The organism is Marinomonas sp. AWM4_232 (genome assembly GCF_056158325.1).
The window spans coordinates 3,917,291-3,938,363 of sequence record NZ_JBSWTA010000001.1 but is presented as its reverse complement, the minus strand read 5'-3'; the positions used below and the strand labels follow the sequence as shown (position 1 = coordinate 3,938,363).

Below are 21,073 nucleotides of genomic sequence, written 5' to 3'. Positions count from 1 at the left end.
AATGCCTTCAAAACGCCGTATCAAACGCCGCAAGCCTGTAGCTGAAATAAATGTAGTCCCTTACATTGATGTTATGCTTGTGCTACTTGTGATATTTATGATCACTGCTCCGATGTTGACCCAAGGGGTTGATGTTGAGTTACCGAATGCGAACGCAGCACCTATTCAGAATGACGATACAGATGTTCTGATAGCTTCAGTCGATAAAAATGGAAGCTATTACATTGATATAGGTGGAGAGCAAAGTGCTATTTCGTTGAATGATTTAAAAGAAAGAGTACAAAAAGTTCTTGCTCAGAACCCAAGGCTTCCAATTCTGGTTCGTGGTGATAAAAACGTTCCTTATGGTCAAGTTGTTGGCTTAATGGTTGCTCTTCAGGGGGCAGGTGCGCCGAATGTTGGTTTGGTAACGGAGCCAGAGTAAGCAATGAAGTTTACTGATAAAGACAGCTATTCATTGCCTGTGGTATTAGCGGTAGGTTTACACGTTGCTGTGCTTGTAGGTGGTGCAATAATAGCTGGGCTTACTCAGAGTGCCCCTGAGCCACCAAAGCAACCTCCTATTGTTAATGCAACCATCATTGATGTATCCGATACTGTTATTGGTCAGCGTGAAGCAGAAGAGAGGCGTGCGGCGGATGCCGCAGCAAAGGCGCAGCAAGAGGCAAAAAGAAAAGCCCAAGAAGAAGCTAAACGCAAAGCTGAAAAGGCTGCTCTAGAAAAACAGAAGCGAGAAGCTGAAGCCACCCGTCAGAAGCAAGAGCAGGCTCGACAAAAAGCAGAGGCAGAGCGCAAGGCGGCGATAGAAAAGCAAAAGGCAGCTGAAGAAAAGGCTCGCCAGCAGCGTATTGCAAAAGAAAAGCAAGCGGCAGAGGAAAAAGCTCGTCAGCAGCGTATTGCTAAAGAGAAGAAAGCGGCTGAAGAAAAAGCTCGTCAAGAGGCTGAGCGCAAGCGTCAGCAGGAACTAGAGCGTCAAAAAGCGGCTGAATTAGAAAGAAAGCGTAGAGCTGAAGAGCAAGCGCGACAAGAGGCTGAGCGGCGCAAGCGCGCAGAGGAAGCGGTGCAAAAAGCGGTTGCAGAGGAAGAGGCCCGTAGACGTGAAGCGGAATCTGGTAAGATGGTTCAGTCTATTAGTGGCTTGATTAATCAACGCATCACCAATGCATGGATTCGCCCGCCTAGTGCACGCAATGGTATGAAAACACTCTTGCGTATTAATTTTTTACCTAATGGTGAAGTGGCGGATGTTCAAGTGCTGAAAGGGAGTGGTAATGGTACGTTTGATAAATATGCGGTGGATGCTGTATACAAAGTTGGACGAATCGAAGAGTTGGCTGATATAGAGTCTTACATATTTGAACGTAACTTTAGACAAGTTGATTTATTGTTTAACCCACAAGATTTGAGAAACTGATGAAAAGAAACATTGTGTTTGCCCTTTTGGTGGCATGCTTAGTTGCTGCGATCCCTGCTAGGGCTCAGCTGGTGATTGAAATTACGAGTGGTTCGGATCAATTGTTGCCAATTGCTGTGGTGCCATTTGGTTATTCTGGTGCTTCGCCCCTACCTGAAGATATTGCAGGTATCGTTGATGCTGACCTGCAACGAAGTGGTGTTTTTGAAACCATTCCACGTGCCAATATGTTGAGTTTGCCAAGTACTTCGGAAAATGTCTTTTATCGTGATTGGCGTTTGCTTAAGGCTGACTATGTTTTGGTTGGTAATGTAGCAAACAATGGTAACGGGACCTATCGTGTCAGTTATGAGTTATTAAACGTGTTAACTCAGGCTCGAGTGGGCAAGCGTGAGGCATTAGATGTAAAACCAAGTAACTTTCGAGATGCCGCGCATTTCATCAGCGATAAGGTTTATGAACAGTTAACAGGGATCCGTGGTGCATTTAGTACGCGCATTCTTTATGTAACAGCGGAGGGTAGTAAATCTGCTCCAACGTATAAGTTGCAGGTTGCTGATGCTGACGGTCATAGGCCACAAGTCATCGTAAGTTCTAAAGAGCCGATTTTATCTCCATCTTGGAGTCGTGATGGGCGTAAGATCGCCTATGTGATGTTTAGAAATCGCCGACCAAGCATTTTTATTCAAGAGCTTGCCACTGGGAAGCAGCAGCAATTGACTCAGTTTCGTGGCTTAAACGGTGCTCCGGCTTGGTCCCCGGATGGAAGTAAATTGGCATTAGTGTTGTCTAAAGATAACAACCCGGAAATCTATACATTAGATATAGCAACTCGTCAGCTTGAGCGAATGACAAATCATTACTCAATTGACACTGAGCCGAGCTGGGAGCCAGATGGTCAAGGAATCATCTTTACTTCTGACCGGGGAGGTAATCCTCAAATTTACCGTTTGGATGTTCGTACTAAAAATGTAGAGCGAGTTACTTTTGAGGGTGAGCTGAATACACGTGCTCGATTGACGCCTGATGGCCGTTATTTAGTAACGGTCCAAAAGAATGATGGAAACTATCATGTTGCCTTGCAGGATATGAATACGGGGCGAGTGCAAGTGCTAACAGAAACCTACTTGGATGAATCACCAAGCATCGCGCCAAATGGTAGTATGGTGATGTACGCAACATCAAACCGAGGAAAGGGGATCCTTTCGGTTGTTTCAGTTGATGGGCTTGTCAAATATAGGCTACCATCAGCGGAAGGAGATGTGCGTGAACCTGCTTGGTCTCCCTATTTTAATTAAAAAAGCACTTTAAGGAGCTAATAATGAGTGTAACAAAACTAGGTAAGTTTGCAGTAATTGGTCTATCTGCAGCTTGGTTGGCTGGTTGTAGTACGACCGCATCTGATTCTGATACGTCTTCTATGTCGACAGAAGGTGCAGATATGAGCACAACTGATTCAACTTATGCTGCTGGCGAAGATGGTTCTTTAAACAGTGTTATTGTTGATGATCAAGCGGCGGCTCAATCAAGTGCAGACTTACTTGATGGTGTTGCGACGGTTTTCTACTTTGATTTCGACAAGTCTGTTGTGCGTCCTGAGGCGCGTGAAGCGCTAGCTAAGCATGCTCAGTTCCTAATGGAAAATCCAAGTGCACGTATTGTGCTAGAAGGTCATGCTGATGAGCGTGGTACTCGTGAGTACAACATGGCTTTGGGTGAGCGTCGTGCTAAAGCTATTATGCGTTACCTTACGATCCAAGGTGTTCCAGCAACTCAGATTGAAACAGTTAGTTATGGTGAAGAAGTGCCAGTGGCTTTTGGTCACGACAATTCATCATGGCAGCTTAACCGTCGTGTAGAGGTTCGCTACGAGTAATGAGCTCTCGTTTAAAGATAAGCTCCGCTGCATTGGTGCTGGCTTTGTCAGCACCAATCGCAACGGCGAATACGCTAAATGGTATTTCCCCGAATGTTGCTGCAGATCTGTTGTATCAACTTGAAACGCTCCAGCAAGAGGTTTCTCAGTTGCGTGGTCAAGTGGAGCAGCAGCAATATGAGTTGAATAAGCTGAAGTCATTATCCAAAGATCGTTATATTGATTTGGATAAGCGTGTTTCTGGCTTGGTTACTTCGCAAAGTCGTATGTCAACACAACCTTCAGCCGGTGGAAGTGAAGTAGGTTCTGCTGTTTCATCCTCATCAGTAACTCCAGCTTCTTCGTCTACACTACAAACAGCTCCAGTACGGCCTGTGCAATTAGAAGAGCCTAGCCCTGAGGCGCGTGCGGCTTACAATTCTGCCTATGAATTAATACGCAATAAAAAATTCGAAGAGGCGCAAGCTGCGTATCGGCGCTATGTCTCGAAATTCCCGAATAACACTCTAACTGGAAATGCTCATTATTGGTTGGGCGAGCTTGCGCTTGCTTTAGGCAATCAAGGTGAAGCGCTTGTGCAATTTAATACGGTGCAAGATTCATTTGCAGGACATTCAAAAGTACCAGATGCCATTTATAAACTTGGCATTGTGAATGATCTATTAGGTAATCAAAGCTTGGCCAATGAGTCGTTCAAAAAAGTAATTGTTAACTTTCCTAACTCTAATGCTGCGAAGCTTGCCGCTAACAACTTGTCAAAATCGATGACAACTTCGAGCCTTGAGTCTGCTATTTCATCATCTGACGATTATATTAAATACAAGGATGCTTTCCTTAAAGCTTCTCAATCGCTAATTGATAATGGAACTTGCAATCTTTCTCTTGATGACTTTAATGAGGCGGGTGGTTGGATAAAATCAACAACAACATACACTAATGAGCCTGTTTATTTTACCTACTGTGCCTCAGGGGAGACAAAGCCAAAGTTCTATACTGTTGATGAAAGAATCTATCTAAATGCTATGACTGGTGAAATTTTTAGATAATTACTTGCATTATCCAGTGACCACTGTATTATACGCGCCCGTTGGGTCGTTAGCTCAGTTGGTAGAGCAGTTGACTTTTAATCAATTGGTCACTGGTTCGAATCCAGTACGACCCACCAACTCTTCCTTGTTTAGTGATAATGGGTCGTTAGCTCAGTTGGTAGAGCAGTTGACTTTTAATCAATTGGTCACTGGTTCGAATCCAGTACGACCCACCATCACTCCAACATTGCCCATTTCTAAGGGGTTTTCAAATGTCTGAATTAGTTGACAAAGTAGCATTACGCGACACAGTTCAGAAGTATCTATCTGAAGCAGAAGAATCTCTGAAAAAGCCTGTGGTTGATAACCAGGATTTGCGAGACGAAATCAAGGCGCTTCTGAAAGAAAAAGATGCCGTTCTGGTAGCGCATTATTACACCGAAGATGCAATTCAAGAGCTAGCAGAAGAAACCGGTGGCGTTATTGCTGACTCTCTAGAAATGGCTCGATTTGGTGCCGAGCACCCAGCTAAAACGCTGGTCGTTGCTGGCGTTAAATTTATGGGTGAAACATCTAAAATACTCAGCCCAGAAAAAACAGTATTGATGCCGACCCTAGAAGCAACATGTTCGTTAGATATTGGTTGCCCGGAAGAAGAGTTTTCTAAGTTTTGCGATGAGCACCCTGATCGGACGGTTGTTGTTTATGCTAATACCTCTGCGGCAGTTAAAGCGCGTGCTGATTGGGTGGTGACTTCAGCCATTGCATTGGATGTTGTCCAGCACTTAAGTGACCAAGGTGAAAAAATAATCTGGGCTCCTGATCAGCATTTAGGGCGTTATGTTCAGTCTCAAACTGGTGCAGACGTTCTGTTGTGGGATGGGGCTTGTATTGTGCATGAGGAGTTTAAGGCGAAGGGGATTCATGACCTTAAAGCCATATATCCTGATGCCGCTGTGCTAGTGCACCCGGAGTCTCCTGAATCGGTCGTTGAAATCGCAGATGTGGTCGGATCCACTTCGCAGTTATTAAAGGCAAGTAAAGAACTTCCTAACCAGACTTTTATTGTGGCGACTGACCGCGGCATTTTTTACAAGATGAAGCAGGCTTCACCTGAAAAGCGCTTCGTAGAGGCCCCTACTGCTGGCTCAGGTGCTACTTGTCGTAGTTGTGCGCACTGTCCTTGGATGGCTCTGAATTCATTGGAGCTTTTGCGAGATGCTCTGCGTGATGGTACGGGTGAGATCTTTGTTGATGAGCAGGTACGAGTTAAAGGCCTGATTCCTTTGCAGCGTATGCTGGACTTTAAAAAGTCTTCTTAAAGTGCCTTTGTACTGGTTTACATAAGAAAGCAGCCATTTGGCTGCTTTTTTTTGTGTCTAGTCTAATCGTTGGCTCTTTTGTGACTCTTGGATTGTTTCAAGTCTATTTAGGGTCTCTTGGATTTCGGCTTTTTGAATGCCATCGCTTTGTTTCAAAGCACGATTTATGAGGTGCAAGGCAGGCTTGTCTTGGCCTAGTTCATATTGCAAAAGTGCGTGACTGTATAGGGCATAAGATGAATTATTGTTCTTCCGAGCCAAAGCGATGTTATGTCGCAACGCCATTCTTTTTTCATAGCTTAAGCTGTCTTGGTCCATTTTTAGGTATTGGCCATTGGTGCTAAGCTGTCCCGCTAAATAGATAAAGCTCAAATTGTTGGGGGCAAGTAGTAAACGTTTGTTTATTACTTCTTGCGCTTGAGATATTTGATTTGTGCTTAGCAAGATCAAACTGTTTAAGTAATCAACAAACTCATTTGAAGTGTTAACTTTTCTTATGTTTTCTTCAGCGCGCTGCTCGTAGTGCATTAATAGCTCCGCGAGAGCTAAAGCAAAATGTTGCTCGTCATTGGAGCGAATGTTTCTGTCTATGAACTCCTGATATCCATTACCCTCCAGCGTGGCGCGATAAGCTAATAGTGTTGCCCTAAAAAAGCGAAACTCCTCTGATGATGGTTGATAAAGTATAGATGTTTGCTGTTGGGCAGTAAGGCTGTCACTAAGGCGACTCTGAGGTAGTGGGTGGGTGGAGAGGAATTCAATGCGCTGGCTCCCCATGGCTTGTTTTTGTAATCCGGCTAAAAGATCATTCATGCCAATGGTAGATTGGCCACTCTGCTCAAGCAATTCTCGACCTCTTCTGTCGGCTTCCTGCTCATGTTCACGCGAATGTCGAAGCATATTCTCCGCTTGGTTTGCCATGCCTCCTAGCCACAAGGCAGAGGTGGTCTCTCCATCACCAGCTGCGGCTGTAGCAACGCCTGCTAACATCAATAGCAGTGCTTTGGCTTGCTCGTTTTTCTGGTTTTCAACAGAGCGCTGATAATGGTGCAATTCCAAGTGAGAGATTTCATGGGCCAAGAGTCCCATGAAAGAGCTTTCGGTATTAATAAGTTTGAGGATATCGGAGTAGATGAAAAGGTGGTTGCCTGGTATTACAAAAGCATTTGTTTGCGAGCTGTTTAAGATAGCAAAATCTATTGTTTTGTTGTTCATGCCAGTGTGAGGAACAAGGGTTGATATGGCCTCTCTAAGGTAGTTGTAAGCAGGTGGAAACTCTATAAGTCCAGGGCTTCCATTTAGCTTCCTAAACCAATACTGTCCTAGTATATAGCTTGGATTGGAGAGGCTTCTCTCATTCTCGTAGCGGGCTAAATCAGGGAGTTCATTTTGCTCTGCAATGCTGGATATTGACAGTGAAAGTAAGCAAAGTGAGATAAGTAGCTTGCTGATTTGTAAAAAAAAATGTCTCATAGTGGCCTGAGTTCAAAAGCGGGATCAAAAATGCTAGATGAAAAGCAGTATGACGTAATCCTAGATGCAAAAGAAGAGCGATGTCCAATGCCTTTACTTAAGTTGAAGCTTGCATTGGCGAAAATGTCCGAAGGTGAAACGATATGTGTTTATGCCACTGACTCGGGCTCGCTGCGAGATATACCGCATTTTCTTTCATTAGTGGGGTTACCCTTACTCCAGCAAGGTGAGCTAGAGGGAACTTTTTTCTTTGTGACATGTAAACGAGAGCTGTAATTAATGATTCGCATACTAGATAACCTAATGACTCGTTATTTAAGTAACGAAGAAGTCGTAATCTTTATCCTGCTGCTCATTTCAACGCTGTTAGTGGTGGCGTTCTGGGGGGGGATCCTAGCGCCTGTTTTCATTGCGGTGGTATTTGCGTTTTTGCTGCAAGGGCTTATTGGTCGATGTAAGAAGCTGGGCTTGAGTCACAATTTAGCCGTTAGCCTCGTTTTTGTGAGCTTTGTGACAGTTTGTGGTGCTTTCATCGGGGTGATGGTGCCGATTATCTGGCGACAGGCAGTTCGCTTCGTTAATGATTTGCCGAGAATGTTTTCGGATTTGCAGGGCTTTGTTCAAGCGTTAGCGCAGGAACATTCTGCTTATGTTAGCCAAGCGGCCGTCGATGAAGTGGTAAATGTTCTGGCTGCTGAAGCGGCAACCGTTGGCCAATGGTTATTGTCTTACTCTTTAACCAGTATTCCTTTACTGTTTTCTTTGATGCTGTACTTAGTGCTGGTTCCTTTGGTGATGTTTTTCTTGCTAAAGGATCAGCGTCAGATCATGTCATACATGACATCTTGGTTGCCCAAAGAGAGACAAATGATTCGCGATATTTCCCATGAAATGAATGATCAAATTGCTAATTATATTCGCGGCAAGGTGATCGAGATGATTGTAGTGGGTGTGGTTACCTTTATTGTTTTTTGGTTTTTTGATCTGCGTTATTCCGCTTTGTTGGCCTTGCTAGTAGGGTTATCTGTGCTGATTCCATACATTGGTGCAGCGGCGGTAACGATACCTGTTGTATTGGTTGCGTTTTATCAGTTTGGTGCTGCAAATGAGTTTTGGTATGTGTTTGTTGCCTACCTTGTTGTGCAGGCTCTTGATGGCAATGTTTTGGTTCCACTACTGTTTTCTGAGGCGGTAAATTTACATCCTTTGGCAATTATTATTGCTGTGCTCTTTTTCGGTGGGATTTGGGGGTTTTGGGGCGTGTTTTTCGCGATACCGCTGGCAACATTAGTGAAAGCTATTATAAACGCTTGGCCCAGGGTTCATGATCAGCAGCTCCTGGTTGGGAAGCCTGCTAAGGATTAATTAAAAAAGCCCAGTCCTTTGACTGGGCTTTTTGTTGTGATGCTGATCGTTACAGGATCTGTGCGGTATGGTCTTTTGTTTTGACTTTCTCAATGATGTTCTCAATTTTGCCTTGCTCATCAATGATAAAGGTGGTTCGCACTGTGCCCATGTATTCTTTGCCCATAAACTTCTTAAGCTGCCAAGTGTCGTACAACTCGTGAACGGATTTGTCTTCATCCGAGATGAGAGTGAATGGAAGCTCGTTTTTATTAATAAAGTTTTGATGGCGCTTTTCGCTGTCAGGGCTGATACCTAGTACCACATATCCAGCATCTGTTAGCTCTTGGTGGTGATCACGTAGGTTGCATGCTTGCGCCGTACAGCCAGGCGTGGAATCTTTTGGATAGAAGTAAAGTACGACTTTTTTTCCACGAAATTCACTCAGCGTGATAGGGTTGCCATGTTGGTCTTTTGAAGTGAAATCAGGTGCTTCTTGTCCAATTGTTAAGCTCATTTTTGGCTCCATTATCATGTTTATGTTTGGCACTCTTACGTATTGAAGTGTCAAATTGGATGCTAAGTGTACTTGATAACGTGTAAGGACTAAATATTGCCTTCTTGTTGTGTTGTATAGGGGGTACGTGAGCGGTAGACTATGCACGCTTAAATCAATGTGGAGATGTAGGAATGATTACTGGAAGTTTAGTGGCGCTTATCACACCAATGAAGTCCGATGGCAGCATCGATAAGCAAAAGCTAGATGAACTTGTAGAGTACCATGTTGCAGCCGGTACACACGGCATTGTTGCGGTGGGAACAACAGGCGAATCCGCCACATTGACTTATGATGAACATGCGAATTTGATTCGCCAAGTGGTCCAGAAAGTGAATGGTAGAATTCCTGTCATTGCTGGTACAGGTGCAAACTCTACGCACGAGGCCATTGATCTTACACAGCGAGCAAAGGAAGCGGGTGCGGACGCTTGTCTGTTAGTGGTGCCATACTACAATCGCCCAACTCAAGAAGGCTTGTTCTTGCACTTTAAAGCCATTGCTGAAGCTGTCGACATTCCTCAAATTCTGTACAACGTTCCAGGTCGTACAGCTTGTGATATGAGTAATGAGACGGTTCTACGTTTAACATCTATTCCTAACATCATAGGGATTAAAGATGCTACTGGCGACTTAGAGCGAGCAAAAGAGCTGATCAATGCCGTACCAGAAACGTTTGCAGTATATTCTGGCGATGATCCAACGGCTGTGGGTTTAATGTTGTTGGGCGGTAAAGGTAATATTTCCGTTACAGCTAACGTTGCCCCTTCACAAGTTGCAAAAGCCGCAGAGCTTGCCATCGTTGGCGATGCTGAAGCAGCGCATGAGGTTGATGCCGGAATCAAAGGTTTACACAAGTCACTATTTGTAGAGCCGAATCCTATTCCGGTTAAATGGGCTGCGGCGCAATTAGGTTTATGTGATAACGCTATTCGACTCCCACTCACACCGCTTTCAGAGCAGTATTTTGCAGAAGTTTCTGCAGCTCTTGAGGCCGCTGGAGTATCTAAATAATGCCCATTAAGCAGAAAAAAACTCAGTTAGTTTTAGGTGGTTTATTTTCAGTCGTTGTTTTATCTGGCTGTTCTAATCTGGTCACAGATCATGGTTTAGATTATCAAACAGCAGAAAGCAGCGATGTTGAGTTGGAGTTACCTGCAGGCCGATACGATATTTCAGATAAAATGATCATTCCTAATGAAGATCGTGTGGCAGCTTTAAATGCAACAGGTGAATTTGAAGCTCCTAGAGCTCCGAAACCTTTTTTATCTATGGCCTACGTGCCGATGGTATTTGGTCAGTACCAAGTGACTTATCAAATTCCAGCTTCGCTTGAGCAGTCTAAGAAACTGATTACGGACTACTTCTCGTCCCTAAGTGGCGAGGAAGTTGTGTTTAATGCCGTGAGTGATGCGCAGCTGGTCAGTGCACCTATTCAGCTTGATAGCCAAGGAAGCTTGGCGAAATTGTGGAGCAGCATTACACGATTAAAGCCGACTCAATATCGAGTGACAGCGAACTTTGCTCAGCAGAGTGCAACTGTTGATGTCAGCGTTTCGGTTGTTGCTATTGACGCGGATGGTCGTGAAGAAAACGTCGATCTAACATTAAATGAAACTATTGCTTCACAAATGGTGAATGCATGGTCTCATATGTCACGAGATTTAACGGTCGAAACAGTGCTTTTGTCCAACCAAAGCAAAGAACCAGTGCTAAAATCTCGCATTTGGACCAATCGAGACGATAAGTTGGCGCTGTACTTAGGCAAAGAGGCGGATGCCGCTTCAGTTGATCAGTACATCCGTTCAACTCCTGGTATTCACATCACTAATGACATGCCTAAAGAGCTGGCATTAGTTCCGCAAAACGAATTGGCAAAAGTAGGCGATATTGTTGATTTTAAAGTGCCTCTAGGTGCACTTGCGGAAAATAAAGATGTGATTCTTTTTAAAGTACGTCGTCGCAATCTTGACGATGTGCCATGGACGGAACGTAGCTATCCGTATCACTTGATTCGTCAACAGGAAGGCTACTTTTTAACGGTTGATACGTCTGCTACGGATAACCCCGCACTGACGTCATACCGCATCCTTTCGCTACTGGCGAAGTAATTAATCCCCTCACAGTATTAATTGGAGATTCTCCACATGGAAAAACGACAAGAGCTATATGCAGGCAAGGCAAAATCGGTATTTCGTACCGATGATCCTGATAAAATGGTTCTGGTATTCCGTAACGACACTTCTGCGTTCGACGGTAAGAAAGTTGAGCAGCTAGACCGTAAAGGCATGGTAAATAATAAATTTAATGCCTTTATTATGAGTAAACTAGAAGAAGCTGGCATTCCTACTCACTTTGAAGCACTGCTTAGCGACACCGAGTCTTTGGTTAAATGCTTAGATATGATGCCAGTAGAGTGTGTAGTTCGTAACGTAGCAGCTGGTAGCTTATGTCGTCGCTTAGGCGTCGAAGAGGGACAGGAGCTTACACCTCCTACTTTTGAATTGTTCCTTAAGAATGACGCTTTAGGTGATCCTATGATCAACGAATCTCACGTTGAATCATTTGGTTGGGCGAAAGCCGAACATCTAGCGAAAGCAAAAGAGCTAACCTACAAAGTAAACGATGTGCTGAAAGCATTGTTTGCGGAAGGTGGCATGATCCTAGTAGATTACAAACTTGAGTTTGGTCTATTCAAAGGTGAAGTGGTACTTGGTGATGAGTTCTCTCCAGACGGTTGTCGTTTGTGGGATGCGAAGACAAAAGAAAAACTAGACAAAGATCGCTTCCGCCAAGGTCTTGGTGGTGTGATTGAAGCCTACGAAGATGTAGGTCGTCGTATTGGCATCGATTTTGATGCTTAATATACGCTGATCACAAGAAGGGGCTTTATGCCCCTTCTTTGTTATGGACGCATGTTGTATGAATTTATTGCCTGTCAAAATTGGTTTGCGTTATGCGCGTGCTAAGCGTGCCAATCATTTTATTTCTTTTATAAGTTTCTCATCTATTGCGGGTATTGCATTAGGCGTAGCTGTTCTGATTACAGTGTTATCTGTTATGAATGGCTTTGATCGAGAGCTGCGTCAACGTATTCTCGGAATGGTTCCCCACGCAACAGTTTGGGGGGATCCGACTCTGGACGATTGGCAGAGAACTGCTGACTTGGTTGCTGAAATGCCGGGGGTAAAAGCTGTTGCCCCGCATATACAAGCCCAAGTAATGTTTCAGTCGAGTCGTGGGGTACACGGAGCATTGCTCAATGGCATTAATCCTGACTTAGAGGCGACGGTCTCTATCCTGCCTAATCATATGACTTCAGGTGCTTTGAGTGATCTAAAGTCTGGTGAGTTCGGCATTGTTCTGGGTGAGCAACTTGCCCGAATGTTAGGTGTGCGATTAGGAGATAAGGTAACGGCGTTAATGCCTAAAGCAAATGTATCCATAGCTGGCATAACTCCTACCTTGAAGCGTTTTACTCTAGTGGGTACGTTTAAAGTTGGCGCTGAATTGGATTCAAGTTTGGCCTATATACATATTCAGGATGCCGCTAGATTGAAGCGCTATCAGCCAGAGGATGTGGAAGCATTACGAGTTGCTTTTGATAATTTGTTTGATGCGCCAAGCTTAATTTGGGATATAGCAAGAGCGATTCCTGGTCAAAATAAAGTAAGTGATTGGACACGTACTCACGGTAACTTATTTCAGGCCATTAAAATGGAAAAGACTATGATCGGCTTACTGCTATTGTTGATCGTGGCCGTGGCTGCTTTTAATATCGTTTCCACATTGGTCATGGTGGTAACGGATAAACGTACCGATATTGCGATTTTACGTACGATGGGGCTAACATCAGGTCAGGTTATGTGGGTGTTTGTTGTGCAAGGTATTTTTATTGGCCTGTTGGGTACCTTGATAGGTTTGTTGCTTGGCGTGGCTGCCGCGTTGAACGTCAGTGATGCGATTGCTTGGCTTGAAGGGATCTTGGGTGTGCAGTTCCTAAGTGGTGATGTGTACTTTATCAACTATCTGCCTTCGCAATTAGAATGGCAAGATGTTCGGCTTATAGTAACTGCTGCATTTTGTATGACTGTTTTAGCAACTTTGTACCCAGCTTGGCGTGCCTCAAAAGTAGAACCAGCGGAGGCTTTGCGCTATGAGTAATGTGGTTTTACAAAGTAAAGGGCTGGGCAAGCAATACCGAGATGGTAAAAGGGATGTTCAGGTCTTTGATGATATCGATTTCGAGCTTTTTAAGGGCGAGGCTGTCGCGATTGTGGGTAGCTCTGGCTCAGGTAAGACAACCTTGCTTAACCTGTTAGCAGGATTGGATAAAGCGTCTCATGGTGATGTGGAAATCGATGGGATTTCCTGGCATTCGCTTGGTGATTCTAAGCGCTCAAAATTGCGTAATGAAAAGCTTGGTTTTGTTTATCAGTTTCATCATCTGTTGCCTGAATTTAGTGCGCTTGAAAATGTCATGATGCCACTTCTTATTGCAGGAAAGAAAACTAGCGATGCCAAAGGTGTGGCGTCTAAGTTACTGCAGGATGTCGGCTTATCAGAGAGGCTTTCTCATCGGCCGTCGCAATTGTCTGGGGGGGAGCGCCAGCGCGTTGCAATTGCTCGATCGTTAGCACACAACCCAGCTTGTGTGTTGATGGATGAGCCAACGGGTAATTTGGATGAAACGACTTCCCAAGAGATTCAGGATTTAATTCTGCGTCTTAAAGTGGAAAAAGAAATGGCTTTCCTCATCGTTACTCATGATGAAAAAATGCTCTCTTGGATGGATCGGGCTTATCGCTTAAGTGCCAAAACGTTGAACCAAATCACTGATTAGTCGATTTGAGAAAGAAAAAAGCGCAGCCATTGGCTGCGCTTTTTAGTTATTTCAGACGGCGATTTTTCCAGCGTTTTATGACGTGTAAACGCCATAACAGAAGAATTGAAAAGTAGCCGATACCGCCAGCTATGAAGCCGGCAACGATGGATCCAACGTAAAGTGGTAACCAGATATGTTCGATTTGTCGCCAAATCCATTCGACGGACATTTGGAATTCTGAGTCGATGCCATTGCCAACGATCCATGTGCCGATCAGGTAATTAACATAGAAAACAACAGGCATGGTAATCGGGTTGGTGATCCACACTAACGCAATTGATAGTGGAATGTTGGCTCTCAATGGAATGGCGAAAAGTGCAGAGGCAACCATTTGAAACGGCATGGGTATTGCTGCCCAAAAAAGGCCATTCCAAAATGCTTTCGCGACAGAACGACGCGACAGGTGCCAAAGGTCGGCTTCATATATTTGTGTTCCAAGAAGCCCAAGCGCTTTATTCTGTTTGAGCTTCTCTGGATGTGGGACAAATTTCTTAAGGTAACGCTTTGGCATAATAACTACTTAAGGCTACAAACGGACAAGGAGGTCCAATGTTGCTTTTCAATATTTGCTTGCTTGTGGCTGCTGTATTAACACCACCTTCTCTTCGGTGGATGTATTCTACTCATATGACCCTGCTATGTCTCTATCAAATCTTTCGTAAAGATTGGCTAGGGCTCATATTAGTTTTAATTTCCTTAGTTTCACTGATAAGTCACCACATATGGCATGAGCGGTCCTTAGTTTATCAACATCAAGATTACTTTTTAGATCTTGACCAGGGTTGCTGGTTTACAAGTGGAGAAACAGTCCTTGAAACCATCTTGGTGAAACAGAGTGGGGGAGGAGCTGTTTTTGCGCGTTGTCACGCGGTTGCTGAAGTTATTAACGGACGTCCGGTTGTGCCTGCTGTTGCAAACTCTCATGGTGATTACCGAGAACGCTATGCGTTTGCCAAAGGTGTGGATGCAGTGGTGTATCTATATGGTGAGGTTGCCGCAAGTGATCGGTATTTCAAGTCACTATCGCATTTTCCTAGTTGGAGATTTGCTTACTCAATAATCAAGGGGGATCGCGCGGGTTGGAGTGAGCGTGATCGTTGGCTGGTGAATCATTTAGGTATAGCGCATCTTTTTGTTGTCTCAGGACTTCATGTCGGTTTTGTTTGTGTTCTAGCTTTGTTGCTCAGTAAGGTTATTTGGCTAATGCTTCCTAAAGTTCGCACGCTAGGTATTTGGCGTTGTCACTTGGATGCTTTATTGGTGATTCCGTTAGCATTCCTATATGCCTATTGGAGCGGGGCAGGGGAGCCAGCTATTCGGGCGGCTTTGATGACGCTAATAGGCTTTTCATTGAGAGCTGTTTGTCTCAAGGTTTCGGTTTTTCAGGTTTTACTGGTAAGTGCTTGGTGTATGTTGCTGGTTTGGCCGGGGAGGGTGCTAGATCCTTCGTTTTGGCTTTCCTTCTCATTTGTGGCTTTGATTTGTATTACTTTGAAACGGAGTGTCTCCGTTGGCCGGTTTGTCGAAATGCAAAGTTTACTGTCTATGTTCGCTGTGCTGTTGACATTAGGCTGGCAAGTGGAGCTCAGTGGATTAACCGTTCTTGTTAATATGGTGTTGGTTCCCTTTGTGGCGTTTGTTTGGTTTCCCATTGCGTGGGTCGCTTTGCTTGAAGGTTTCTTGTTTCAAACTTCCAATGTTTACGCTTTATTTGATGAAACGGTAGTCTATGCATACCAATCGATTGAGCCATTGTTAGTAAAAGCTCCGGCGTTATTTTTAATTAGTTTGCCATCCTTACAAATCAAACTGCTGCTTATCGTTCTCGCTTATTATTTTGTTGCTTGGTTGCCAAAACGCAGAGTTTGGTTGGTGATGGGATGTTTGATATTTGCTGTTAAGCAATCGAGTGAACCTTCTACGACCGTGCGAATCTGGGAGCGTGCCTCAGCAGAGCAATCGATTATTGAATGGAAGCATGAAAAGGGTGAGGTGTATTATCATGCCCAAAATTCCACAAAGGTTGGTGATCATGTTATCGCCTTGAACGTAGTCGTTCGTGATGTGGCACGAGCTGCGATAGTTAAAGATTGGCGGCTCGCGATACTATCGGAACAACGTATTGTTGAGAAAGAGCTCTTAGAGGCGATGAGTGTTCCAGTGATACACCTTCAGCCTAGTGAAAAGCTGTATATTTCCTTTTCTCAGGGCAGTTGGGAGGCCGAATCGTCCGATTGCTACCAATTATTAAATGTTTTGAAAACAGTTGCTTGCGAACATGCAGAATTATTGGAGAGTGTGTTAAATTACTCCCAATTAGAAACAGGAGGTCTCGGTGTTAGAGCTTTTTAAATCTGGTGGTCCGTTTATGTGGCCATTATTGCTATGTTCTATTCTTACGCTTGCCATTATTTTAGAGCGTTTTTGGACGCTGCGTGGAAGCAGAGTGGCTCCAAGAGCATTGCTTTCTGATGTGATGACGCGTTTGCGCGAAGACCGAATGACGCTCGATTATATTCGTTCTATGCAGGCTCAATCGGGTTTAAGTTCTATATTTGCCGCAGGTTTGCTGAGTTCAAAGCATGGACGTCGAGCAATGAAAGAAAGTATTCAAGAAGCCGCTAACCATGTTATTCATGAGCTTGAGCGTTTTATGAGTACTTTGGGAACGATCGCAGTCATTTCTCCGTTGGTGGGACTACTGGGAACTGTCGTAGGCATGATCAAAGTCTTTAATGTGCTGATGGAGCAAGGCGCAGGTAATACCCAATTGTTAGCAGGAGGTATTTCTGAGGCGTTGTTAACCACGGCTGCAGGCCTTTTGATTGCCATCCCTGCGCTTGCCTTTCATCGTTACTTTGCGAGGAAAATTGATGAGCTGGTGGTCAATATGGAACAGCAGTCGACTAAGCTGATCGATGTACTGAATGCTGACGGCAAAGAGTAGCAGGAGGCTTCATTGAAATTTCGTAGGCAAAAGATTGAAGATGTCCATATCAATTTAACGCCATTAATTGATGTGGTCTTTTTGTTATTAATATTTTTTATGGTCAGTACCACCTTTAAACAGACTAGTGACCTTACAATCGACTTGCCAACAGCAGCAAATGGCGCGCCATCTATCGTATCTCAGGACCCTGTTGAAGTAACTATCACTAGAGATGGTCAGTTTGTGATTAATGGTCAGACCTTGATTAATGAGCGGGTAAGTACTTTGGTGCAGGGACTAAAAGAAACGTTCTCTGGAAACTTCGATCGTCCTTTAATTATTACCTCTGATGCCAACGCGTCCTATGAGATGGTAATGAGAGTGTATGACGCAGCCTCGCAGTTAGGGGTGACAAAGTTAGCTCATACTGCGCAAAAAGAGGATGCTCAGTGAGCTTTGAGCAATCATTGACGAAGTCATGGTATCGCAAGTGTGGCTGGACTTGGGGGCTGACGCCTTTTTTGTTGCTCACTGCACCCATTGTCCATGCTAAGCGTAAAGCGTTTTTAAAGCACCGGGATACAGCGAGTTATCGGTCAAAACTGCCTGTCATTGTGGTTGGAAATATCACAGTAGGTGGTACCGGAAAATCTCCGATGGTGATTGCCATTTGTTCATACTTAAAAGAGCAAGGTTATCGTCCAGGGGTTGTGACACGTGGCCATAAGCGTGAGCTAGATACTGCTTTGCTCGTTACACCCCAGTCAACTGCGTCAGAAGTTGGTGATGAACCGTTGATGCTGGCTCGTCGTACTGGCTGTCCTGTGTCTGTTGCAAACAAACGTGTCTTAGCTATTCGTGCTCTTGAAAACGATTCGGATGTTGACGTGATCATCAGTGATGATGGTATGCAGCATTACGCTATGGATCGTGATATCGAAATTATCATGGTTGATGCGAAGCGTGGCTTAGGAAATGGTCAGTTACTGCCAGTAGGCCCTTTGCGTGAGCCAGCATCTCGTATCGATGCGGCTGACTGCGTCTTTTCTCTAAATGCGCTGCCAGCGCTTGTGACCAAACAACCCATGTTTACTGGAACGACGGAACTGACTCAACTTAAGCATGTTATAGACGATCGGCAGCAGGTATTGTCAGCATTAGCGCATGATGGTTGGCACGTCGTGGCTGGTGTTGGTAATCCAGAGAGGTTTATGGACACTCTAAAAAAGCAGGGTTTACCGGAGCAGTCCCATACGACATTTTTCTCTGATCATCACCAATTCAAAAGAGATGACATAGCTGGATTTGAAAAAGTAATAATGACTGAGAAGGATGCGGTTAAGGTTGAAGCATTTGCACAGTCGCAAGATGATTGGTGGTATGTGGTTGCAGAGCTATCACTGCCAGAAAATTTTAAGCAATTTGTTTTGGGCCGGTTGGCTCAAGTGACTGAATTAAAGAGTTTACGTTATGAATAAAGCATTATTAGAGATCCTTGTTTGTCCTGTCACTAAAGCACCGCTTACATTAAGTGAAGATGGTACTGAGCTAATTAGTAAGGTTGGTGGAATGGCTTACCCGCTTCGCGATGGCATACCTGTATTACTAGAAACTGAAGCAAGAACCTTGTCCAGCGAAGAGCGTCTAGAAGAAAAGTAAGCTCATGAAAATTTTAGTTGTTTGCTTGGGTAACATATGTCGTTCGCCAGCGGCTCAAGGAATTTTTGAGTATTTGGCATGCTCTCAATCACTGGATTTAACTGTTGATTCAGCTGGTACAGCTGCTTATCACATAGGCAAACGACCGGATGCCAGATCAATCAATGCATTGGCGCAAGTGGGCATTGATATTTCTAAGCAGTCTGCAAGACAGGTGAGTCAGCAGGATTTCTATGTATTCGACTGGATTCTGGCCATGGATAAAGAGAATCTTTTGAACCTTCAGTCCATTAAGCCTCTGGATGCTACAGCAAAAGTGGTCATGTTTGGTGAGTTTGATTCGGCCGCAGAGTTTGGTGAAGTTGATGATCCTTATTATGGTGGCGATGCTGGATTTGTGGTGATGCGAAAGCACTTGTTTGCCATTGCGGAAAGCTTTCTGGAAAGACACTATGAATAAAGTTGAGTCATCTGCTACTGCTCCCTCTTTTGTGAAAAGTAGGGTTTCATTAAAGCAATACAACACGTTTACATTCGACTATCAGGCGGAGTATTTAGCAGAAGTTACGTCTCAGAATGAGTTGACTGAAGCCGTTTTGTGGGCAAACTCGAACCACTTACCTATCACTGTTCTAGGAGGAGGGAGCAACCTCCTTATCTGTGGTGATGTTTCTGGTCTTGTGATTGTGAATAAACTCCAAGGGCGAGCACTTTGTGAAAGCTCTCAGGATTATGCTGTCGTCGAGTTTGCTGCAGGGGAAGTTTGGCATCAATGTGTTGAGTGGGCGGTCATGCAAGGCTTTGGCGGCATTGAAAATCTCGCTTTGATTCCTGGTTCTGCTGGTGCTGCGCCCGTCCAAAATATCGGTGCGTACGGTGTTGAAATCAAAGACACTCTGCTATCAGTATCTGTTGTTGATCGCCGTTCTCTTGAGCTACTTGAGCTAAATGCAGAACAATGTGGCTTTGGTTATCGAGACTCTTTCTTTAAGACCGATTGGAAAGATCGTTACATCATTACCTCTATCAAATTAAAATTATCAAAGCATCCAGAGCTAACGCTGTCGTATGGTGGATTGGGTAACTTGCTTGATGCAGATGCCTCAATAAAAGAAGTGTTTGATTGTGTTTGTAAGATTCGTAAGGAAAAGCTTCCTGACCCGAATGTCCTGCCAAACTCAGGCAGCTTTTTTAAGAATCCTGTAGTCACTCATGAGCACTATTCACGCTTGAAGGGCGCTTATCCTAATATTGTCGCTTTTGAGCAAGAGGGTGGGTGGAAGCTTGCGGCGGGTTGGTTGAATGATCGAGCGGGCTGGAAGGGATATACCGACCAAGGTGTGGGTGTGTATGAAAAGCAGGCATTGGTTTTAGTCAATTTTGGATGCGATAAGGCTGATGCTTTATTGACTCTAGAGGCAAGTATTCAACGTTCCATAAAGGATATGTTTAATATTACTTTAGAGAGAGAACCTGTGCTGCTTGGTTGTTCTAAATGATGGTGAAGATCGGTGTGATGGACTCTGGTGTGGGTGGATTAACTATCCTCGAAGCCCTTCAAATGGCATTGCCTAATGCTGAGTTTGTCTATTTTGCCGATCAGGCTTACGCCCCCTATGGTGCTTTGAGCAATGATTTTATCGCTAGCCGCCTTATATCCATTGCACACTTTTTTCAAGAGCTCAAATGCTGTTTGATGGTTGTTGCCTGCAATACCGCTACTGTCGCTGGAATTCAAGAGTTAAGAGAGCAGGCTAGTTTACCCATCGTTGGCGTTGAACCTGCGGTCAAGCCAGCCTGCTTGCGCAGCCGTATGAAGCGTGTCTCTGTGCTTGCAACTGAGAGCACAAGCAAAAGTGTGCGCTTGAACGATCTTATACAAACATGGCGCTTTGATACAGAAGTTCAGGTGTTATCAAGTCGGCACCTTGCTACGTATATTGATAGAATGCCTGATTCATTTCTCTTAACTCAACAAGAAGTGGATAAGTTAGCGCGTTTGGTAAATACGCATCAGTCGGATTCGCTAGTTTTAGCATGTACACATTACCCATTGATTAAATCAATGTTCTGCCACGCGTTACCAGGCGTCGAGATCGTAGAGCCTAGTGCTGGCGTAACAGCGCAAGTTCAAAGAGTGTTAAATAATATACACCCTGAATGGCAAAAGGATTTGGCGGCTAGATCAATCGGAAGAGCATTGCTTCTATCAAATGGCGGTCATGATTACTTAAATTGCTTGCGCTATTGGTCAAAAAATATTTCTTCAGCAACCTTTGAATGCTCAGTGATTTAATCCGCGCGCTTATCTGGACTGATGGTTTTTTGTGCGTTTTGATTTCACTTTTCCAAGTCTCCTTAATGTGATGGTATTCCCTATTCAAGTAATCCGAGCGCTTATCAGGATGGGGGCGTCTTAATTCTTCATCAAAATCATCGACTATCTCGGATAGCTGTACGTTATTTGAGTAAATTACGCTGTGATCTGGTGTCAGAGGTGTGTAAAGTTGATGGGTTATTAGTATTTTCTATTAGGATTATGGCTAATGGTTATTTTTTTAATCGTAAAAAAATGTTTAGTCTACTAA

Annotated in this window: 24 protein-coding genes and 2 tRNA genes; 23 read left to right on the top strand and 3 right to left on the bottom strand. The window is 44.2% G+C overall.

What is annotated here, in order from left to right; genetic code table 11:
• The first annotated feature begins 1 nt into the window (after position 1).
• From tolR to nadA, 8 genes are all read left to right on the top strand, one after another.
• Complete coding sequence (gene tolR / locus ACXAC1_RS18655) at positions 2 to 424, top strand: protein TolR (RefSeq protein ID WP_475063469.1); 423 nt, start codon at positions 2 to 4, stop codon at positions 422 to 424.
• Positions 425 to 427: 3 nt separating this feature from the next.
• On the top strand, positions 428 to 1,414 hold the full coding sequence (tolA, locus tag ACXAC1_RS18650) for a cell envelope integrity protein TolA (RefSeq protein WP_475063467.1): 987 nt from the start codon (positions 428 to 430) through the stop codon (positions 1,412 to 1,414).
• Positions 1,414 to 2,712, top strand: coding sequence for a Tol-Pal system beta propeller repeat protein TolB (gene tolB / locus ACXAC1_RS18645; protein ID WP_475063465.1), 1,299 nt, complete (start codon positions 1,414 to 1,416; stop codon positions 2,710 to 2,712). Before tolA ends, tolB begins: the two co-directional genes overlap by 1 nt.
• A 23-nt stretch (positions 2,713 to 2,735) precedes the next feature.
• Positions 2,736 to 3,290: a peptidoglycan-associated lipoprotein Pal gene (pal, locus tag ACXAC1_RS18640; RefSeq protein WP_475063463.1), complete on the top strand. Its 555-nt coding sequence runs from the start codon at positions 2,736 to 2,738 to the stop codon at positions 3,288 to 3,290.
• A gap of 44 nt (positions 3,291 to 3,334) precedes the next feature.
• Positions 3,335 to 4,336, top strand: coding sequence for a tol-pal system protein YbgF (gene ybgF, locus ACXAC1_RS18635; RefSeq protein WP_475063461.1), 1,002 nt, complete (start codon positions 3,335 to 3,337; stop codon positions 4,334 to 4,336).
• Between the two features lie 43 nt (positions 4,337 to 4,379).
• Positions 4,380 to 4,455 (top strand) — tRNA-Lys (locus ACXAC1_RS18630).
• A gap of 23 nt (positions 4,456 to 4,478) precedes the next feature.
• Positions 4,479 to 4,554 (top strand) — tRNA-Lys (locus ACXAC1_RS18625).
• A gap of 36 nt (positions 4,555 to 4,590) precedes the next feature.
• Positions 4,591 to 5,640, top strand: a complete 1,050-nt coding sequence (gene nadA, locus ACXAC1_RS18620; protein ID WP_417553848.1) for a quinolinate synthase NadA — start codon at positions 4,591 to 4,593, stop codon at positions 5,638 to 5,640.
• 57 nt (positions 5,641 to 5,697) lie between these two features.
• Here the strand turns inward: nadA and ACXAC1_RS18615 are convergent, their stop codons facing one another.
• Complete coding sequence (locus ACXAC1_RS18615; RefSeq protein ID WP_475063459.1) at positions 5,698 to 7,113, bottom strand: M48 family metallopeptidase; 1,416 nt, start codon at positions 7,111 to 7,113, stop codon at positions 5,698 to 5,700.
• A 30-nt stretch (positions 7,114 to 7,143) separates the two neighbouring features.
• Here ACXAC1_RS18615 and ACXAC1_RS18610 point away from each other — a divergent pair, with 30 nt between their 5' ends.
• Complete coding sequence (locus ACXAC1_RS18610) at positions 7,144 to 7,389, top strand: sulfurtransferase TusA family protein (protein ID WP_133559919.1); 246 nt, start codon at positions 7,144 to 7,146, stop codon at positions 7,387 to 7,389.
• Positions 7,390 to 7,392: 3 nt separating this feature from the next.
• A complete protein-coding gene (locus ACXAC1_RS18605; protein WP_475063457.1) occupies positions 7,393 to 8,478 on the top strand; it encodes an AI-2E family transporter in 1,086 nt (361 codons plus the stop codon).
• 49 nt (positions 8,479 to 8,527) lie between these two features.
• On the opposite strand, the gene bcp is transcribed toward ACXAC1_RS18605, so the two are convergent.
• Positions 8,528 to 8,974 (bottom strand): thioredoxin-dependent thiol peroxidase, encoded by a 447-nt coding sequence (gene bcp / locus ACXAC1_RS18600; protein WP_475063455.1) that lies wholly within the window; start codon positions 8,972 to 8,974, stop codon positions 8,528 to 8,530.
• 173 nt (positions 8,975 to 9,147) lie between these two features.
• Here bcp and dapA point away from each other — a divergent pair, with 173 nt between their 5' ends.
• From dapA to ACXAC1_RS18575, 5 genes are read left to right on the top strand one after another with little or no spacing between them, the layout of a single operon-like run.
• Positions 9,148 to 10,026 carry a 4-hydroxy-tetrahydrodipicolinate synthase gene (dapA, locus tag ACXAC1_RS18595; RefSeq protein WP_475063453.1) on the top strand — a complete coding sequence of 293 codons (879 nt, stop codon included), beginning with the start codon at positions 9,148 to 9,150 and terminating at the stop codon, positions 10,024 to 10,026.
• The gene (locus ACXAC1_RS18590; protein ID WP_475063451.1) at positions 10,026 to 11,123 is read left to right on the top strand and encodes a hypothetical protein; all 1,098 of its coding nucleotides are present in this window, start codon (positions 10,026 to 10,028) and stop codon (positions 11,121 to 11,123) included. The genes dapA and ACXAC1_RS18590 overlap by 1 nt, the downstream gene beginning before the upstream one ends.
• A gap of 36 nt (positions 11,124 to 11,159) precedes the next feature.
• Positions 11,160 to 11,876: a phosphoribosylaminoimidazolesuccinocarboxamide synthase gene (gene purC, locus ACXAC1_RS18585; RefSeq protein ID WP_133559914.1), complete on the top strand. Its 717-nt coding sequence runs from the start codon at positions 11,160 to 11,162 to the stop codon at positions 11,874 to 11,876.
• 58 nt (positions 11,877 to 11,934) lie between these two features.
• Positions 11,935 to 13,176 carry a lipoprotein-releasing ABC transporter permease subunit gene (locus ACXAC1_RS18580; protein ID WP_475063450.1) on the top strand — a complete coding sequence of 414 codons (1,242 nt, stop codon included), beginning with the start codon at positions 11,935 to 11,937 and terminating at the stop codon, positions 13,174 to 13,176.
• The gene (locus ACXAC1_RS18575; protein ID WP_475063448.1) at positions 13,169 to 13,855 is read left to right on the top strand and encodes an ABC transporter ATP-binding protein; all 687 of its coding nucleotides are present in this window, start codon (positions 13,169 to 13,171) and stop codon (positions 13,853 to 13,855) included. The genes ACXAC1_RS18580 and ACXAC1_RS18575 overlap by 8 nt, the downstream gene beginning before the upstream one ends.
• A gap of 46 nt (positions 13,856 to 13,901) precedes the next feature.
• Here ACXAC1_RS18575 and ACXAC1_RS18570 read toward each other — a convergent pair whose 3' ends face one another.
• Positions 13,902 to 14,408 (bottom strand): DUF2062 domain-containing protein, encoded by a 507-nt coding sequence (locus tag ACXAC1_RS18570; protein WP_475063446.1) that lies wholly within the window; start codon positions 14,406 to 14,408, stop codon positions 13,902 to 13,904.
• A gap of 314 nt (positions 14,409 to 14,722) precedes the next feature.
• On the opposite strand from ACXAC1_RS18570, the gene ACXAC1_RS18565 reads away from it, so the two are divergent.
• Genes ACXAC1_RS18565 through murI form a run of 8 tightly spaced genes read left to right on the top strand, consistent with a single transcriptional unit; the run spans position 14,723 to position 20,781 of the window.
• On the top strand, positions 14,723 to 16,249 hold the full coding sequence (locus tag ACXAC1_RS18565; protein WP_475063860.1) for a ComEC/Rec2 family competence protein: 1,527 nt from the start codon (positions 14,723 to 14,725) through the stop codon (positions 16,247 to 16,249).
• Positions 16,233 to 16,844: a MotA/TolQ/ExbB proton channel family protein gene (locus ACXAC1_RS18560; RefSeq protein ID WP_475063444.1), complete on the top strand. Its 612-nt coding sequence runs from the start codon at positions 16,233 to 16,235 to the stop codon at positions 16,842 to 16,844. Before ACXAC1_RS18565 ends, ACXAC1_RS18560 begins: the two co-directional genes overlap by 17 nt.
• Before the next feature lie 12 nt (positions 16,845 to 16,856).
• The gene (locus tag ACXAC1_RS18555) at positions 16,857 to 17,279 is read left to right on the top strand and encodes an ExbD/TolR family protein (protein ID WP_475063442.1); all 423 of its coding nucleotides are present in this window, start codon (positions 16,857 to 16,859) and stop codon (positions 17,277 to 17,279) included.
• Complete coding sequence (gene lpxK / locus ACXAC1_RS18550; protein WP_475063440.1) at positions 17,276 to 18,304, top strand: tetraacyldisaccharide 4'-kinase; 1,029 nt, start codon at positions 17,276 to 17,278, stop codon at positions 18,302 to 18,304. The genes ACXAC1_RS18555 and lpxK overlap by 4 nt, the downstream gene beginning before the upstream one ends.
• Positions 18,297 to 18,485: a Trm112 family protein gene (locus ACXAC1_RS18545; protein ID WP_133559907.1), complete on the top strand. Its 189-nt coding sequence runs from the start codon at positions 18,297 to 18,299 to the stop codon at positions 18,483 to 18,485. Before lpxK ends, ACXAC1_RS18545 begins: the two co-directional genes overlap by 8 nt.
• A 4-nt stretch (positions 18,486 to 18,489) precedes the next feature.
• Complete coding sequence (locus ACXAC1_RS18540; protein WP_475063438.1) at positions 18,490 to 18,945, top strand: low molecular weight protein-tyrosine-phosphatase; 456 nt, start codon at positions 18,490 to 18,492, stop codon at positions 18,943 to 18,945.
• Entirely contained in the window at positions 18,938 to 19,984 is a 1,047-nt protein-coding gene (murB, locus tag ACXAC1_RS18535) for a UDP-N-acetylmuramate dehydrogenase (protein ID WP_475063436.1), read from the top strand. Before ACXAC1_RS18540 ends, murB begins: the two co-directional genes overlap by 8 nt.
• On the top strand, positions 19,981 to 20,781 hold the full coding sequence (murI, locus tag ACXAC1_RS18530; protein ID WP_475063435.1) for a glutamate racemase: 801 nt from the start codon (positions 19,981 to 19,983) through the stop codon (positions 20,779 to 20,781). The genes murB and murI overlap by 4 nt, the downstream gene beginning before the upstream one ends.
• The last annotated feature ends 292 nt before the right edge of the window (positions 20,782 to 21,073 follow it).

Excerpts from the sequence above, each read along its gene's own strand:
- ACXAC1_RS18615 (WP_475063459.1), bottom strand. The coding sequence starts at position 7,113 with ATGAGACATTTTTTTTTACAAATCAGCAAGCTACTTATCTCACTTTGC.
- murB (WP_475063436.1), top strand. The coding sequence starts at position 18,938 with ATGAATAAAGTTGAGTCATCTGCTACTGCTCCCTCTTTTGTGAAAAGT.
- ACXAC1_RS18575 (WP_475063448.1), top strand. The coding sequence starts at position 13,169 with ATGAGTAATGTGGTTTTACAAAGTAAAGGGCTGGGCAAGCAATACCGA.
- tolB (WP_475063465.1), top strand. The coding sequence starts at position 1,414 with ATGAAAAGAAACATTGTGTTTGCCCTTTTGGTGGCATGCTTAGTTGCT.
- ACXAC1_RS18605 (WP_475063457.1), top strand. The coding sequence starts at position 7,393 with ATGATTCGCATACTAGATAACCTAATGACTCGTTATTTAAGTAACGAA.
- tolA (WP_475063467.1), top strand. The coding sequence starts at position 428 with ATGAAGTTTACTGATAAAGACAGCTATTCATTGCCTGTGGTATTAGCG.
- ACXAC1_RS18570 (WP_475063446.1), bottom strand. The coding sequence starts at position 14,408 with ATGCCAAAGCGTTACCTTAAGAAATTTGTCCCACATCCAGAGAAGCTC.
- ACXAC1_RS18580 (WP_475063450.1), top strand. The coding sequence starts at position 11,935 with ATGAATTTATTGCCTGTCAAAATTGGTTTGCGTTATGCGCGTGCTAAG.
- ACXAC1_RS18545 (WP_133559907.1), top strand. The coding sequence starts at position 18,297 with ATGAATAAAGCATTATTAGAGATCCTTGTTTGTCCTGTCACTAAAGCA.
- ACXAC1_RS18540 (WP_475063438.1), top strand. The coding sequence starts at position 18,490 with ATGAAAATTTTAGTTGTTTGCTTGGGTAACATATGTCGTTCGCCAGCG.
- dapA (WP_475063453.1), top strand. The coding sequence starts at position 9,148 with ATGATTACTGGAAGTTTAGTGGCGCTTATCACACCAATGAAGTCCGAT.
- tolR (WP_475063469.1), top strand. The coding sequence starts at position 2 with ATGCCTTCAAAACGCCGTATCAAACGCCGCAAGCCTGTAGCTGAAATA.
- bcp (WP_475063455.1), bottom strand. The coding sequence starts at position 8,974 with ATGAGCTTAACAATTGGACAAGAAGCACCTGATTTCACTTCAAAAGAC.
- ACXAC1_RS18610 (WP_133559919.1), top strand. The coding sequence starts at position 7,144 with ATGCTAGATGAAAAGCAGTATGACGTAATCCTAGATGCAAAAGAAGAG.
- ACXAC1_RS18590 (WP_475063451.1), top strand. The coding sequence starts at position 10,026 with ATGCCCATTAAGCAGAAAAAAACTCAGTTAGTTTTAGGTGGTTTATTT.
- pal (WP_475063463.1), top strand. The coding sequence starts at position 2,736 with ATGAGTGTAACAAAACTAGGTAAGTTTGCAGTAATTGGTCTATCTGCA.
- nadA (WP_417553848.1), top strand. The coding sequence starts at position 4,591 with ATGTCTGAATTAGTTGACAAAGTAGCATTACGCGACACAGTTCAGAAG.
- murI (WP_475063435.1), top strand. The coding sequence starts at position 19,981 with ATGATGGTGAAGATCGGTGTGATGGACTCTGGTGTGGGTGGATTAACT.
- purC (WP_133559914.1), top strand. The coding sequence starts at position 11,160 with ATGGAAAAACGACAAGAGCTATATGCAGGCAAGGCAAAATCGGTATTT.